We start from the raw sequence: 15,767 nt of genomic DNA on the forward strand, positions 1-15,767 counted from the left end.
CTGCAGGAATTTTTGGGACGTGTCAGAAATTCTGGGGATTTGCGAGGCATGACCTTGCCCCTGTTTCACGAATTCCATAGCTGAAGCCATCAGGCTGCTTGCCCTCGCTGAGCGGCGGCCCAATTCTTCTCGAACGTCATGGGGCTGACGTAGTTCAATGTCGAATGCAGTCGGCGGGCATTGTAGAAGCCAAGCCAGTCGATGATTTCATCCATCGCGGCACGCCGCGTCGCGAAGTGCCGACCGTGCAATCGTGCGACCTTCAGCGAACCCCACAGGCTTTCGCTCGGCGCATTATCCCAACAATCGCCGCGACGGCTCATCGATGAACGCATGCCGTACGCCTTGAGCGTGTCCTGGAAGAGTCCGCTGCAATACTGGCTACCACGTCGCTATGCACAATCACGCCGGCTTCGGGGCGGCGCCGGAACCATGCCATGCGCAGCGCGTCCGTGACCAGCTCGGCCTTCATATGCGGCTGCATCGACCAGCCCACCACCTGCCGGCTGAACAGGTCGATTATGACGGCCAGATACAGCCAACCTTCGGCCGTCGCCACATACGTGATGTCGCTCGTCCAGACCTGATTCGGCGCTGTCGCCGCGAAGTTGCGCTCCAACAGGTTCGGCGCGACCGGCAGGTTGTGGTTCGAGTTCGTCGTCGCGATGTACTTGCGCTTGTGCCGTGCGCGAATACCATGCTGCGCCATCAGCTTGCGAACTCGCTCCTTGCCCACGCGTACGCTGCGTGCAACCAGCTCTTTCCACATGCGCGGCCACCCGTATTCGCCCTTGACCTCCGCGTGAATCGCCTTGATGTGCGCCAGCAGTGCGTCGTTGCTCACGCGGCCTCGGTGCGGCTTGTTCTGCGCAATACGTTGCCGCCGCTGATGAAAGCCGCTGGGGCTCACATCGAGTACTTCGCATAACACCGAAATCGGCCAGTGACGGCGATTGCGTTCGATGAACGCGTACTTCACGTCGAGTCTTTCGCGAAGTACGCACAGGCCTTTTTCAGGATGTCGCGCTCCATCTTCAGCCGCGCCACTTCGGCACGAAGTCTCGACAGCTCCATCTGCTCCGGGCTCACCGGCTTCGTACCCGCTCCGCCAAGCTTGCCTTCCTGCTCAGCCTTGACCCAGTTGGAAATCGACTGCGCTGGCACGTCCAGCGTCGCGGCCACAGCCGCAACGCTCTGACCGGCTTTGACCAGCCGAACCGCTTCCAGCTTGAATTCGAGCGTGTACCGCGCCCGCGTCGTCTTGCTCATCTTCTTGACTCTCCTTGCTTGAGTTTAGACGCTCAGCAAAGGATTCGTTTTTCGGGGGCAAGCTCACATGCCTATCCTGCGATCGAATAAATTTCATAGTATCTGCTCAACCTTCCCGTATCCAACCAATCTGTCGAGCTCAAGCACCTCGAAGGAATCGCCCACCTTCACCATGTCCTTAAAGTATTCCCAACTTGGGAAGCTGATCTGTGTCTCCAGCGTTTCTCCGGGATAGTGCAAACGATCATCTCCATACGTGTGCACTCCGCTGGCTAAATAGCCGATCGTTTCGAACTTGTGGTGAGGGGCATACCCGGAACGCACTCCCTTTACCTTCGGAGCTTCAACGTCGTCTGCCATGCGAACTGTTGCGACTATATGATACAAGACCGTCTCCCTAATACGCGTGAACAACATTCTTCACAATGGAATTGAACAGGTTCAATCCTGACTGTCCGTTGACAGTGAGAACGCCGTTTTTAAAGATGAACGGATCTATTGCATTTGAGACATTGAAGTTCCCAAGAAGACTTGTGGGGACATCTGCGCTCACGATAGCGGCGTAGTCAGGCTGGAAGTTCGCATAATTCAGCACCTCGTTCAAGTTGAACCCAAACTGCTTCATCTCACTACCTGCCGGACCCAAAGAGAATTGTCCGGAATTCACGATTGAAGAATATTCCTCCGGACTCACGGCACGATAGAGCGTCGTCGTTGCACTGTTTGTGGCAACACCCCGTCTTCTGCAAGCGCAGTAACATTAGTCAGTTGATAGCGCTCCACGACCCGCAAATGACCTCGTAACACGGCCCGTCATCGAACGTAATCATCAAGTGCCGCAGTGCGTCGATGACTTGCTTATCTTTCCTCCCAGTCATCTTGACGTCGTCCAGCCAATCGCTGTCAAGGGACACGAGCTTCCCATATGCGAGCTTGAACATATCCGCTGTACACGACGTCATAAACGTGCACTTGTAGGCTTCAAGTCCACCGAACCGTAACCTGATATCTGCTACCTCGCCATGCTCGCCTTCGATAGACAGCCTCAATTCACACTCGCGACGGGGAAGGACAACAAACTCAGGGCTCTTCAACAAAGCCGACGCTGGTACCGGCAACCGCCAAAGTTCATTCATTGCTTAGCTCCTGGATTCGGAATGCTCCCGCTCCCGACATATGTACTGGTGGATTGACCAGATCCTGTGATACGCAGTGTTGATGTACCACTGCTCGTCAGGCCATTGTTACCAAGACGTGCGGCTATCGCCGCCTCCGTCGCCGCGTCACCCGTCATGTCAACAATACTCCACTGACTCTGCGGAATACCCGCTTGAGTAAGGGCAAGTGAAGAACGCGTATTTATGATGAGCGTGTCACCGCCCATATTAATCGTTTGAATCGGTAGATCAGACGGCGACAACGTTCCGGCTCGAAGCTGAGCCGCAACATCCGAGATTGTAGATCCGGCAAAGCTCCCTTCCGCGCTAAACCAGGGACTGGCGGTAGTCTGAGAGAAATTCAGAGTGTTATTTGTGGCCCCAGCCGCGGCTCCTACGGCCATCTGACCTGCCTGATTTCTTCGGACCGTTTCAATCTTGGAGAACGGCCTCGGTTGCTTTAGTTGAACAATGTCGCTGCTTAAACTCGTTGGGCGTCAGGTAGGCCAGGCTCGAATGCGGCCGGATTGCATTGTAGTGACGCCGCCATTGCTCAATTACGACCTTGGCTTCGACCCGTGTCCGAAACCATTCCTGGCTCAGACATTCGTCCCTGAACTTGCCGTTGAAGCTCTCGTCAGCGCCGTTCTGCCATGGCTTGCCGGGATCGCTCAACGCCATATCCATGCCGTTCTGGGCAGCCCATTTCAGAATGGCGCGTGACACGAACTCCGGCCCGTTGTCCGAACGCAGATAACGCGGTGCACCATGCAGGCTGACCAGCCGTGACAACACTTCGATCACCCGTCCCGAGCGAATCGACCCTGCCACATCGATGGCCAGGCATTCGCGCGTGTATTCGTCGATCACCGTCAGACACTTCAATTGCTGACCGTTGGCGCAGGCATCGAACACAAAGTCATAGGCCCAGACGTGCCGTGCCGCCGTGGCCGGCTGAGGCCGAGGGCGGTGCACAGACACCCGCCTGCGTGGGCGCTTGCGGGGCACCTGCAAGCCCGCGAGCCGCCACAGTCGCCAAGCCCGGTCGGCGCTCATCGGATGGCCTTGCCGATCCAGAAAAATCTGGATGCGACGGTAACCGTAACGCGGATACTGTGCCGACAGAACACACATCGCCGCCAGCACCGGCGCATCACGCCCGGCCAGCTTCGACTCGTAATGCAGCGCCGACCTCGCGACCGACATCAGCGCGCACGCTCGCCGCTCCGACAGGCCCCGCGCTTTCGCGTAGGCAACCTGCTGACGGCGAGCGGGCGCGCTCACCACTTTTTTGCGTTGATCTCCTTCATCACATCGAGTTCGAGATCACGCTCCGCCAGCATCTTCTTCAGTCGCGCATTTTCCTGCTCAAGCTGCTTTAGTCGCTTCACATCGGCTGCCTCCATCCCGCCGAAATGCTGACGCCAGTTGTAGATCGTCTGCTCGCTGATCCCGTGCTTCTTCGCCACCTCGGCGACCGGCGCCTTGTCAGCGTCGCGCAGGATCGTGACCATCTGCTCTTCCGTGAACCGGCTCTTCTTCATGACTTCCTTTCTCCGTTGGAAGCCATTCTCTCAACTTTCAACTGGTCCGAAAATCGCCCGGCAGGTCACATCCCCTTGGCCACGGTTGGCACTTCATCAGTATCTATGACATTACCAGCTCCTCCGCTTGGCGGAACAAGCTGTACCACATCCTTCTCGCCCTCACTCTGCTGACCCGGTTTGCCCGTCGTCCCATCCGAATGAACGTGCTCTAGTGCGTTATTCAACGCCTCGTTTCCGGCTGCGGTCGCAGCCCCGCCCGTGTTCTGCCCCAGAGCACCCGCAAGCCCACCTCCGGCGAGCATCGCAATCGCCGTCGTTATCGCAGCCTGCACCGAGGTCGGCTGCGCTCCAGTCAGGTCAAGCTCACCAATTACGGCCGGTGACAGGAACGCGCTCGTTGCTCCCCCAATGGCCCCCGATTCACAACCTGTTCCGCTCGCTGCCCCTTCGGCGCATCCCAAGAGGCCGTGCGCCGTAATGTATCCCACCTCGTTCAGATCAGGCTGCGCATTGCCGATCGCATAAGCAGCAGCCGCAGCAAGGCTACTCGTGCCCGCCGACGTCAGGTTATCCAGAAAACTACCGCCTTCAATTCCTGTTTGAATCCCAGCGTCAATTGTCGCCACCGCCCCCAATGCAGCAAGTTGTCCCGGCAGATTGCTCGCGGCCACTTCTCCGGCCTGCGCGACCTGCCCCAGCGACTCTCCAATGTTGCCTATCCCGGCAAGCTGCCCCAGGGTGCTCACATTCTGGGGAAGACTGTCGAGTCCCTGATTGAGATTACCGAGGCCAAACTCACCTGTCGTACTGTTGTATGTGATGCCATTGGTGAGTCCTGCCGTAAGCGCTCCGACTGCCCCGGCTTCAACCAGCGCAGCGAGGCTAAACCCGTTCCCGGAGGCCAATCCGCGGACGGAATCCATGCCGCCGAGAAACAGTTGCTCGTTGCCGAACAGCGCGACCCGGCTATACTGGCCGCGCAGCCGGCCGCGATAGGCCCACGAGGTCGGGCCGAGCCGGCCCACGGTTGCCTGCAGCGTGAGCGTTGCATCGCCCATCGTGAACTGGCTGTGCGCATCGCTGCCGTCGAGATCGGGGCCGTCATGACTGGCGGAGAGCCACGGCAGACCCTGCGAGACGCCCACGTCCCACGTGGCCGCCGCGGGATCGCCGTGCGCGGCGAACCGGAGCAGCCCGTTGGCTCCGACGCGCAGAACCGTAAGATCCTGCGGCGAAAGCTCGATGCCATTCACGCTACGTTCAGTCCGCATCTTCGTGAGCGTGGCGTCGAGACTGATGCGCCCCGTGGCCGAACGCACCAGAACGTCGTTCCAGCCGAGTGTCTGACTGAACGTGCGGCCATCGAGCAACGCGGTGTTGCCGATGGACTGCTGATATTCGGAAAGCGCCGTCGTATAGCTCAGCGTCTGATAGCCGAACGGCACCGCCGCGGAGAACACCAGCGCATTGCTGTTCTCCGACCCGACATAGCTGAGTGCGAGCGACTCCTGGAAACCGATCGTGTTGTCCGCCTCGATCGACGCGCGATAGCGCATCGTGCCCGTGCTCGAACTGCCATAGTTGTCCAGTCCCGCGTCGATATAGAATGGGCCGCCGTAGCGATTGGTCACCGCGATGATCGAATCGCCCGGTGCTTCGCCCGGCAGGATCTGGATCTCCGCATGGTTGCGGCGCAGCCGGTTGATCTGGTCGACGCCCTGTTCGAGGTCGGGCAACCGCAGCACATCGCCGGGCGAACTGCCGAATGCCCATGCCGTGCCGTCATCGGACAGGAACCCGCCGCCGGCTGGCGGCACGCGGCCCGGCTGTGCACTGCGTGGCCTCAATGGCTGTCCGTTGAGCGTAAACGCCGCGACATGCCCGGTCACGATGTTGATCGTCAACGTGCCCGATGCCAGATTCTGCTGCCCGAGATACGCACGCGTCGTGATGAAACCGCCCGCGATGAATGCCTCCGTGAGACGCCGCAACAACAGGTTGATGCGGTTGCGCCCCAACGTCCTGCCGACGAACGGCCGGGTAACTTCGTCGAGTTGCTGACGCGAGAGCGGCGCATCGCCCGCGAATCCGATCCGGTCTATCCTGAACATCGGCTGGACGTCGGGCAACGCTTCGACATCCGCGCCCGGCGGCAGATTGGGTATCGCGCTCTCCGGCACGGAAATCTGTGCCGGCGCCTGTTGCAGTTCGTCGTTGCGCTGTCGGTCGCGCTGCTGCTGCAGCAAACGTTGCCCCGGGTCCTGCAGCGGTCTCGCCGCCGACGGCAGTGATGGCAGCGCAGGCGGCGGAGCGAACTGCGCCCCCGCGTTCGTCGTCGAAAGCAATGCGATCAACCCGCTGCCACACAGCGCGAAACGCACGAATCGCGTGCTCACAGACCGAACCACGATACGAGCCCGATCGAGTTGTGCGTGCCGATACTGACCGGTGCTTGCCACGGTGCGCGCTTCGTCACGATGCTGCCAGCCGCATGCACGCCGTCCGGCGCATGAAATGCACCGCCGTCGATCTCGCCTTCGCCCGTCAGTTGCACCGCGCCGGAGCCGCCCTCGAACAGGCCGCCAGTATCCGCCGCGTAGATCGCGGCCCACCGGTTGCCAAACCACGCTCTCAGGTCGTGCGCCTCGTTGATCGCGCTATAACCGGTCACGGCCTGGGCGAGCGTGAGCGGCGCATCGAGAGACAGCTTGCCGACGGCAAGTACGGTGCCGCCGGTATTGGTGATCTGCGTGCCGGCCTTGAGCGCGACATCGGCGCCGGCTTCGATCACGCCGCCGAACGCCTGCACGTCGCTGCTCGCGCTCGCGCGGCAGAAGATGAAGCAGGACTGGTGATAGGACGCCTGTCCCGTGAACACGGCCTGCGTAAGCAACGAACCGCGCGCCGTCATCGCAACGGTCCCGTCGTTCGACAGAATCGAACCGCCGACATTGGCAATGTTGGCCGCGTCGATCGACACGTTGCCGGAGTCCGCAGTGACATACGACAGTTCGCCTGCGTCGGCAAGCTCACCATAAACGACGTCGAAACCGCTGTTGCGATGGCGGAAGAACAGAAAGCCGCTACTGTCGTGCTCAAAGCTGACCACCGCGCCACTTGACACGCCGGTGCTGTGATCGACGATGTTGTTGAAGTCGCCGCCGGCGTTCACGACAACATTGGCGTTGGACAGTATCCGTGCGTTCTCGTTGACGACGTTTCCTGCCGCTTCGATCACCACATCGCCCTGCACGCCGAAGAGTATCCCGAGAGACTCCTGCGGATTCGACCGGTTCAGCACATTGCCCACCGCGACCAGCGTAACGGCGCCTCGGGAAGCAGCGTCGCCGGCCGTCTGCGCCTGCCCCTGGACCAGCGACCCGATGTTGACGATGTCGCCGGCGCTGTCCAACACCACGCCAGCCGACGCCGAAGCGATCGTCGAACCTTTTTGCTCCTCATCCGGACCGATCGTGACGCCGGCTGCGGACAAGTCCACCCCGCCATTCGCAATGACGCTGCTTCCAGCGATACCGATCGGCCCTGTTGCCAACAGGGTTGCCGAGCCGCCGTTCGAGCTGATCTGCGCATCGTGCAGCGAAATGGCATCCCTGACGTTTAATGTGGCATTCTCCGCCGCGACAACCGTCGCGCCATTGAACTGCACTGCACCGTTCGAACTGAGCGTAAAGTCGCCCAGAGACGCGTTGAGCGCCCCTGCACTGCGCACGCCCGGGCCGGCATCCGTGACAATCAGTTCGATACGCCCGCTCGCGACGCTGCCGGCCGCAGTGATGTCGAGCGCGAAGGACTTCGCGGTCGCGAGCGACGCGCTGGAATTCGTCGTCATCCAGTCGTTCGCGTTGTCCGACGCCGAGGGCCCCGTGCTGAGCGTCGCCGAACTCGTCCCCGCGAGAATGCGGGTCAGCGCCGTCGCCGACGAAAAGGTATTGGTAAGCGGACCCTTTATCTGCACGTTCTTCGCGATCAGGTCGAGGTCCACCAATGCGCCAGACAGTCCTCCCGGGCCGACCACGACCGTGCCATCGCGCGTATCGATCGCGACATTGCGCTGGAATGCACCCGGCGCAACCGGTACGTCGACGAGCGTGACCTGCCCCGTCGTCAGCGCGACGTGACCGGCGTTGACGAACGACCCGCCGTTGACCGTGATGCCGTTCGGGTTAGCAAGAATAACGTTTGCACGCGAGCCATCTACCCTGATCGCCCCCTCGATCAGGCTTGGATCGGTGCTCGTGACCTGATTGACGATCGTCCGCGCGTTGATGCCCACGTTGTTCAGCGTGGCGCCTGCCGCGCCGACGTTGAAGGACCGGTACGTGTTTTGCGAAACTCCCGAGACGGCGGGCGCAACATTGACCGTCTGCGCGCCATTAGCGGACGTCAGCACCGTCGTCGGAGTCTTCCCGTCCGGGACAATGCCCGCGGCGCGCGGGTGCGTCGACACAAGCACCGTACAACCGACGCACAGGAAAGCGATGCGCCGGCCATAGCCACGCGCGCGGATGTTCTTTTTGTTTTGCATTGTTATGCCTCCCGCTTTGCAAATGCAGCGCGGGAGAACCCCGAAACGATCAATCGATCTTTCTTTTTAGGAATTCATATTCGCCATCTGCTCCTCTATCGGCAGTTATTCATCGGGCCTTTAGCTTCAGCACAAACATTATGCTTATCACCTCATTTGAGGATGAAATAAGCATGCTCAACGATTAGCCGGACATGAAAAATCCGATGCACATCGATTTAACCATTTGATTAAAATGAGAAATCAATAATTCAATGGCATAAGATCCAGCATCGCAATCAGGTTCGCTCAAAAAATTATGCAAACTGCATGCCGGAAATCTGCCCGTATGCATGCATTAAATTCCGAGCCGATGGCCGCGGCACTGCCCGCCTAGCGGGCATCCATGACGACAGCACGACGCCGAAGAGTCGAGTTCTTTTTTTTGACAAGTCAGATCAATGAGAAGAAAAATCATCGGCAATTAAACTATCTTCATTCCTTATTAAATATCGAGTCCTGAGATGCCACGGAGAAACGAAGCCCACGTAGAATATGGATAACAACACGCCCTTCCCGATGGAACACCAGATACCTCGAAAAACTGATTTGGATAGCTATTAACCTTGCTCGCCTATTGTCACCACCTCTTCACTGCATCGCTTATGCGGCGATCAGGATGACACAGATATCGACAACGAATTCAGGCTGCTCGTTGAATCGCCTCTGCAACCCTCGCGTGCTCTAACCGAAACGACACGTTACGTGGCCTCGCGCCTCTTTAGCAGATCGTTCGCTCCAAAACGCCAGCAAGAGCCATATCGAGAAACCGCTTTCCAGGCTTCCACTATTCAAGGCACACAGCATCCCTTACGGCAGCGTTAACGAGGCGATCACTGTATTGAAGCACCAGCCCCTCCTCAGCTCGCGATCAACCCAAGCTAGCACACCACCCTGCCCATATTTAACAATCCCTGACAATTGCCCAAAAAATTTCAGGCGACAATCACGAACAGGTCAACTGAATAAAAAACCACGCGTTCATCGAACGTAGCGTCGCGCCGCGACCGGCACTCCACCCGATGCAAACAAACGAAGCGGCCAACAAGAACGACCGATCGAAAAACCACTCACGCCGCATCCTCCACCCGCAGATAGATCCACGATAAAACCCGACCGGGGAAACCACGTCTCGCCGAGCCGAGCCAAACCGCGCCGACACACGACGTGCAGGCCAAAGTTCGGATTGCGTGTCAAGTCCGGCTTTCAACCACTTTCCGCACAAGCCGATAAGCGCGAACAATCGAGCACAATCGATCGCAGCACGCGTGAATGCCCGTTTCCCATTTCATGACAACAACCAGACCGCAGGCATCCGCACCGACGACCGAAAGGCGCGCCAGCCGGCGCCGGCAGCTTCGATCCGGCGGCATCACCCGTTATCTGTTCGTCGGCAGCATCGTGGCCGCGTTGCTGGTGATCATCGTGTCCGCGATGACGATGCTCGAAGCGCGGCGCGACACATGGGACCGCGCGCACCGTTCGGCGGAGAACCTGCTTCAGGGCGTCATCGGCTACATGGACCAGCACATGCGGCTCTACATGCTGGCGCTCGATTTCGCGGCGGAAACATTGCACGGCCCGGACACCGCCGCGCTGTCCGAAGAAGCGAAGGCGCGCGTGCTCGCGTCGATCGTCAACCATACGGACTACGTCGGCAGCGTGATCCAGCTCGACGCATCCGGAGATCTCGTCCGCAGCAGTCCGCCCGCCCATACGCAGTTGAACCTCGCGGACCGCGACTACTTCATCGCGCAGCGCGACCACCCGCGGCTCGGCGTCTACATCAGCCAGCCGTTTCGCAGCCGGCTGCGCGACAGCGACCCGAGCATCGCGCTCAGCCGCCGCCTGAACAACCCGGACGGCAGTTTCGCCGGCGTCGTCGTCATCGCGGTGCGGCTAGCGTATATCGACGGTTTTCTGTCCGGCATCGACACCGGCCCCAACGGCGCACTGCTCGTACTCAGCGACGACGGCCACGCGCTGATCCAGCATCCGCCCGGCAACGGCCGCGGCGCGGCCGGAACGCGTCTGTTCCAGCGGATGTTGCAGACGGGCTCCGGCTCGATGGTGGAGGTCGATCCGGTGGACGGCGTCGAGCGCTACAACCGCTTCGCGCGCGTGCCGGGCCAACCGCTCGTCATCGACGTCGCGCTGGCGACCCAGGACGTGTTCGGTGCGTGGCGGCACCGCTCGATCATCATCGGCAGCCTGACTCTCATCACCTGCGCGCTGATGGTGGTGCTGGCGGTGCTGCTGCGGCGCGAGCTGCACCGGCGCGCGGCCATCGAGGCGCATCTCGCGCACCTGTCGATCACGGATGGCTTGACGGGCCTGCTGAACCGGCGGCGCTACGACGAAATGCTCGAACGCGAATGGCGGCGCACGGCGCGCACGGGTTCGTCGCTGGCGCTGCTGCTGATCGACACCGATCACTTCAAGCGGCTAAACGACCGCTACGGCCATGCGATCGGCGACGAAGTGCTCAGGCAACTGGCGGCGACGCTGTCCGCGTGCATCCGCCAGCCGGGCGATCTCGCCGCGCGTTACGGCGGCGAGGAGTTCACGGTGCTGCTGCCCGACGCCACGCCGGCCCAGGCGGTGGCGGTCGCGGAACGAATCCGCTCGGCCTGCGAACAACTCGATGCGGGGCTTCCGCCGTTCACGGTCAGCATCGGCGTGGCGGTGATTCATCCGTCGCCGGCCGGCTCGACCACGGAGTTCCAGGAACGCGCGGACAAGGCGCTCTATCGGGCCAAGGCGGCGGGCCGCAACCGGGTCGTGTCGGACGCCGATACCTAGGCCATCCGCAGCGGCCCTGGCGCGAATCCGCGGCGTCTCCATCGGCCGGTAAGTCGGACGGCAAATCGGACGGCAAGTCGGCCGGCAAACCCCGACGCCACTTCGTGGTCCGACGGAATATTGGGCTACAATCGGCCCAGATACCGGGGAATGGCACGGCAACACCGCGTCCCCGCCTTCTCAGGCCCAGTCCGGCCGTACAGCAGATCCACCATCCGGGATGTTTCCAGTGACCCATCGCGCATTGGAATCGATCAGCAACGCCGAACGGCCAGGCGGCTTGCCTCCTGGTACTCCTGCTCCTGAGCGGCGCGCCCGCGCGCGCCACGCTCCGTCGCGGCTCGCGCTGTATTTCGACATCCCCGGCATGCGGCTGTGCCTGCCGCTCGATCACGTGAGCAAGGTGCTCGCGCTGATGGCGTTGCAGGAAGTGCCGTCCGCGCCGACGCATTTCATCGGCCTGCTCAATCTCGGCGGCAACGCGGTGCCGGTCTTCGATCTCGCGCGGCATCTGCAACGGCCGGTTTTCCCGTACCGGACGGAAACGCCGGTCCTGCTGTGCGGGACGCCGTCCCGGCGCTGCGCGCTGATCGTCGAGCACGTGGACGGCGTGAAGCACGTGAACGATCACCAGCATCGCGTCGACGACGTGCTGCGCGACGGCCGCGCGCCGTTCCTGACCGTGTTCGACGACGGCGGAGGCCTGACCTTCATGCTCGACATCGACGCGCTGCTCGCCGCGTTATTGCCCGGCTGAACCGATCATGCCGAGCGCGCCGTTGGACCCCACGAGGCGGATGCGCGAGTTGCGCATGCTGATCGAGCGGCGCGTCGGCCTCGTGATCCACGAACATCAGATCGAGGCGCTGACGCGCGCCGCGAACGACACCTGCCGCCGCTTCGGCCACGCGGATCTCGCGGCGCTGCTGGCCGCGCTGTCGTCGGCGTCGGACAGCGCGCCGGTGTTCGAGCATCTGGTCGCGCAGATCACCGTGGGTGAAAGCCACTTCTTTCGCGACGACGCGCAGATGGCGTTTCTCGAACGGGAATTCCTGCCGGGCCTGATCGCAGCGCGCTGCGCCGGCAGCCGCACGCTGCGCGTGTGGAGCGCGGCGGCGTCGGACGGTCAGGAACTCTATTCGATTGCAATCATGCTGCGCGAGCTGATCGAGCATCCGGAAGCATGGAACCTGCACCTGCACGGCACCGACCTCAACACCGAAGCGCTGCAACGGGCGACCGTCGGCAGTTATTCGCCATGGAGCCTGCGCGGACTCGACGAAACCCGGCGCCGGCTGCATTTCGGTCCGCCCGGGCCGGACGGCCGCATCCGGCTGCTGCCGCAGGTGCGCAACATGGCGCGCTTCTCGTATCTGAACCTCGCGGCCGACACGTTCCCGTCGCTGCTGAACGAACTGCACGCGATGGACCTGATCCTGTGCCGCAACGTGTTCATCTATTTCGATGCGCAGCGCGTACGCGAGATCCTGACGCGCCTAGTCGACACGCTCGCGCCCGGCGGCGTGCTGCTGCTCGGCGCGTCGGATCTCGTCGATCTGCACGTGCCGGGACTCGACACCGAACTGCGCCCCGGCACCTGCTTCTATCGCAAGCGCGCGGCCGGGTCCGCCGACCCGGGCACTCGGCACCCAACGCCCTACGTGCAGCGGGTTTCGCATGCGCCGGCGTTCGCGCCGGTCCGGCAGCCGCCCGTCTTCGACGATGCAACCGGAGCGGGCCGCCGCAGCGTCGCCGCCCGCCCCGCGCTGACCCGCGCCGGCACACACGCGCTGTCGGCCGAACCGCGCCCGGCGTCCGCCGCCGCGCCGCGCGTGGACGGGTCGATCGCCAACCTGCGCGCGCTGGAGGCCGGCGGCCGCTGGCAGGACATCGTCGCGATCGCGGAACGCGACCCCGCGCAACTCGGCGCGCAGGCGGAAAGCGCGCTCGCGGCGGCGCGCGCGTTCGGCAGCGTCGGCCGCCAGGACGACGCGCAGCGCTGGTGCGAACGCGCGCTGTCGCTCGCGCCGACCGACGCCAACGCGCACTTCCTGCACGCGCTGCTCGAACAGGAAGCCGGCCATCTGGAGCGCGCGCTGGCCGCGTTCCGCCGCGCGCTGTTCCTGCAACCGGACTTCGTGCTCGCGCATTACCAGTACGGCCTGCTGCTGCTCGGCTCGGGCCGCCGCGAACGCGGCCTGCGCAGCCTGCAGACGGTGCGCCGGCTGGTCGCCCACGCGCCCGCCGACCGCGAACTCCAGGGCGCCGAACATCTGAGCTATGGCCGCATGGCCCAGATCATCGACAACGAACTGTCGATCCATCATGAATCCTGATCCCGACCAGCCGCCATCGCCGCTCGCGGCGCTGCTCGCCAACCCGGACGACGCGAAGCTGCTGCATCGCCGCGCGCTCGATCTCGCGCGCCCGGGCGCGAGCGCGTCGCCCCAGCGCACCGAACCGTATCTGCACTTCCGGCTCGGCGCGCAGCAGAGCTACGGCATCGCGCACGCGCTCGTCGACGAAGTGCTCGCGGTCGAGGACATCGCGCTCGTGCCGTGCGCGCCGCCGGCGTTTTCGGGCATCATCAACCGGCGCGGGCAGATGCTGCCGGTGCTCGATCTCGCGCGCCTGTTCGGGCTCGATCCGGCGAACCGGCCGCGCGGCGCGAACCACAGCGTCGTCGTGATCAGCGCGGCCGGGCTCACGCTCGGCCTGAACGTCGAGCCGCCGATCGACATCGCCGTCTATCCGTCCGACGCGCTCGGCCCGCCGCCGCATGGCCGGCTGCCGACCGCGTATGTCAGCGGCCTGATACAGGGGCAGGTCACGCTGCTCGACATGGAACGGATCGTCACCGACCTTTGCTCCGAGGGACGCCACGCATGAAACAGGAAAATCCTTTCGGCCGCCAGTTCAGCGTGTCGGCGACCGAGCGCGACCAGCGCCTGCACTTCATCGGCTTCACGGAACTCGACGCGCGGCTGCTGCGCGAACTCGCGCCCGTGATCGAGCCGCATGCGGACCGCATCGTCGATGCGTTCTATCACAACGTTGCGCTGCATCCGGAGCTGATCGACATCATCCAGCGCGCGGGCTCCACGGTGGACCGGCTCAAGGCGAAGCAGCGCGGCTATCTGCTCGACATGTTCTGCGGCGAATACGGCGAAGCGTATTTCGGGCAGCGCCTCGCGATCGGCGTCGTGCACAACCGCATCGGCCTCGGGCCGCAGTGGTTCCTCGGCAGTTATGCGCTGTACGCGCGGCTGATCGTGCCGCTGATCATGCGCCGCTACCGCTGGCGTCCGCGCAGGCAGGAGCACGCGATCCAGGCGTTGTACAAGATCATCAGCCTCGATTCGCAGCTCGTGATCGACACCTACGTGCACGGCGTCACGTCCGAACTCAACGATGCGCTGTGCAGCTACACCGCGTTCGTCGAGCGGGTCGCGACCGGGCAGCTCGACAGCCGCGTCGCGCTGCCCGAGAACGCCGGCCTCGCGCAGCTCGGCGTGCGGCTCAACGAGATGACCGCGAACCTGGGCGAGATGGCGTCGCGCACCGACGCGGCGAGCCACGGCCTGACCAGCATGGTCAACGCATTGCAGGACGCGGTCACGACCCAGTCGTCGGGCGCGAACCAGCAGGCGGCCGCGATCAACGAAACCACCAGCACGCTCGAAGAAATCCGCGCGATCTCGCGGCAGACCCAGGAGAAGGCGGAGATGCTCGGCGCCACCGCCGACCGCACCCGCACCGAAGGCGAGCGCGGCGCGGAGATCGTCGACAAGACGATACACGGCATGGAAGTGGTGCGCGCGCAGGTCAACGACATCGCGGAGAAGATCCTCGCGCTCAGCGAGCAGACCCACCAGATCGGCGAGATCACCGGCACCGTCAACAGCCTCGCGCAGCAGCTGAAGATGCTGTCGCTGAACGCGTCGATCGAGGCGGCGAAGGCCGGCGAGGCCGGCAAGGGTTTCGCGGTCGTCGCGGCCGAGGTGAAGGAACTCGCGGAGCAGTCGCAGCAGGCGACGGTGCAGGTCAACGCGATTCTCCAGGAGATCCAGCGCGCGACCGACAAGGCCGTGATGGCGACCGAGGAAGGCAGCAAGGGCGTCGATCGCGGCACGCAGATGGTCCAGCAGGTCGGCGACGCGATGCAGAGCCTGATGTCCGCGATCCGCGAGGCCGCGATGTCGAGCCAGCACATCGTCGCGGCGGTGCGCCAGGAAGGCATCGGCATCGACCAGATCGCGACCGCGATGCGCGAGATCAACACCGCGACGCGCCAGGCCGTCGATTCGACCCAGCAGACGAGGCAGTCGGCCGAGCAGTTGAGCGCGCTCGCACGCGAGATGCGCGACAGCGTGCGCCTCTACCGGCTCGAACCCTGACGGGACACCG

Annotated in this window: 10 protein-coding genes and 2 pseudogenes; 5 read left to right on the forward strand and 7 right to left on the reverse strand. The window is 62.9% G+C overall.

The window, feature by feature from the left end:
- Window positions 1-89: 89 nt before the first annotated feature.
- From BLV92_RS17500 to BLV92_RS17525, 7 genes and pseudogenes are all read right to left on the reverse strand, one after another.
- Window positions 90-1,269, reverse strand: a pseudogene (locus tag BLV92_RS17500) (IS3 family transposase).
- 93 nt (window positions 1,270-1,362) lie between these two features.
- Window positions 1,363-1,629, reverse strand: coding sequence for a hypothetical protein (locus BLV92_RS17505; RefSeq protein WP_143040694.1), 267 nt, complete (start codon window positions 1,627-1,629; stop codon window positions 1,363-1,365).
- 404 nt (window positions 1,630-2,033) lie between these two features.
- On the reverse strand, window positions 2,034-2,405 hold the full coding sequence (locus BLV92_RS17510; RefSeq protein WP_110332669.1) for a hypothetical protein: 372 nt from the start codon (window positions 2,403-2,405) through the stop codon (window positions 2,034-2,036).
- A 453-nt stretch (window positions 2,406-2,858) separates the two neighbouring features.
- A protein-coding gene (locus tag BLV92_RS17515) for an IS3 family transposase (RefSeq protein WP_090541632.1) occupies window positions 2,859-3,970 on the reverse strand; the annotation gives its coding sequence in 2 pieces (ribosomal slippage) (window positions 2,859-3,721 and window positions 3,721-3,970; 1,113 coding nt in all).
- A 65-nt stretch (window positions 3,971-4,035) separates the two neighbouring features.
- A complete protein-coding gene (locus BLV92_RS32610; RefSeq protein ID WP_425287925.1) occupies window positions 4,036-4,878 on the reverse strand; it encodes a DUF637 domain-containing protein in 843 nt (280 codons plus the stop codon).
- Window positions 4,867-6,327 (reverse strand): annotated as a pseudogene (locus tag BLV92_RS32615) (ShlB/FhaC/HecB family hemolysin secretion/activation protein); the annotation flags it as partial. The gene BLV92_RS32610 and the pseudogene BLV92_RS32615, both read right to left, overlap by 12 nt.
- 38 nt (window positions 6,328-6,365) lie before the next feature.
- Window positions 6,366-8,519 carry a filamentous hemagglutinin N-terminal domain-containing protein gene (locus tag BLV92_RS17525; RefSeq protein ID WP_090547431.1) on the reverse strand — a complete coding sequence of 718 codons (2,154 nt, stop codon included), beginning with the start codon at window positions 8,517-8,519 and terminating at the stop codon, window positions 6,366-6,368.
- A 1,329-nt stretch (window positions 8,520-9,848) separates the two neighbouring features.
- Here BLV92_RS17525 and BLV92_RS17530 point away from each other — a divergent pair.
- From BLV92_RS17530 to BLV92_RS17550, 5 genes are all read left to right on the forward strand, one after another.
- Window positions 9,849-11,360 carry a sensor domain-containing diguanylate cyclase gene (locus BLV92_RS17530; RefSeq protein ID WP_167627107.1) on the forward strand — a complete coding sequence of 504 codons (1,512 nt, stop codon included), beginning with the start codon at window positions 9,849-9,851 and terminating at the stop codon, window positions 11,358-11,360.
- A 220-nt stretch (window positions 11,361-11,580) separates the two neighbouring features.
- Entirely contained in the window at window positions 11,581-12,117 is a 537-nt protein-coding gene (locus BLV92_RS17535; protein ID WP_090547435.1) for a chemotaxis protein CheW, read from the forward strand.
- Window positions 12,118-12,139: 22 nt separating this feature from the next.
- A complete protein-coding gene (locus BLV92_RS17540; protein WP_167627108.1) occupies window positions 12,140-13,696 on the forward strand; it encodes a CheR family methyltransferase in 1,557 nt (518 codons plus the stop codon).
- A complete protein-coding gene (locus BLV92_RS17545; RefSeq protein ID WP_167627109.1) occupies window positions 13,686-14,249 on the forward strand; it encodes a chemotaxis protein CheW in 564 nt (187 codons plus the stop codon). Before BLV92_RS17540 ends, BLV92_RS17545 begins: the two co-directional genes overlap by 11 nt.
- A complete protein-coding gene (locus BLV92_RS17550) occupies window positions 14,246-15,757 on the forward strand; it encodes a globin-coupled sensor protein (protein ID WP_090547438.1) in 1,512 nt (503 codons plus the stop codon). Before BLV92_RS17545 ends, BLV92_RS17550 begins: the two co-directional genes overlap by 4 nt.
- The last annotated feature ends 10 nt before the right edge of the window (window positions 15,758-15,767 follow it).

This window comes from Paraburkholderia caballeronis, from assembly GCF_900104845.1.
GTDB classification, from domain to species: Bacteria; Pseudomonadota; Gammaproteobacteria; order Burkholderiales; family Burkholderiaceae; genus Paraburkholderia; species Paraburkholderia caballeronis.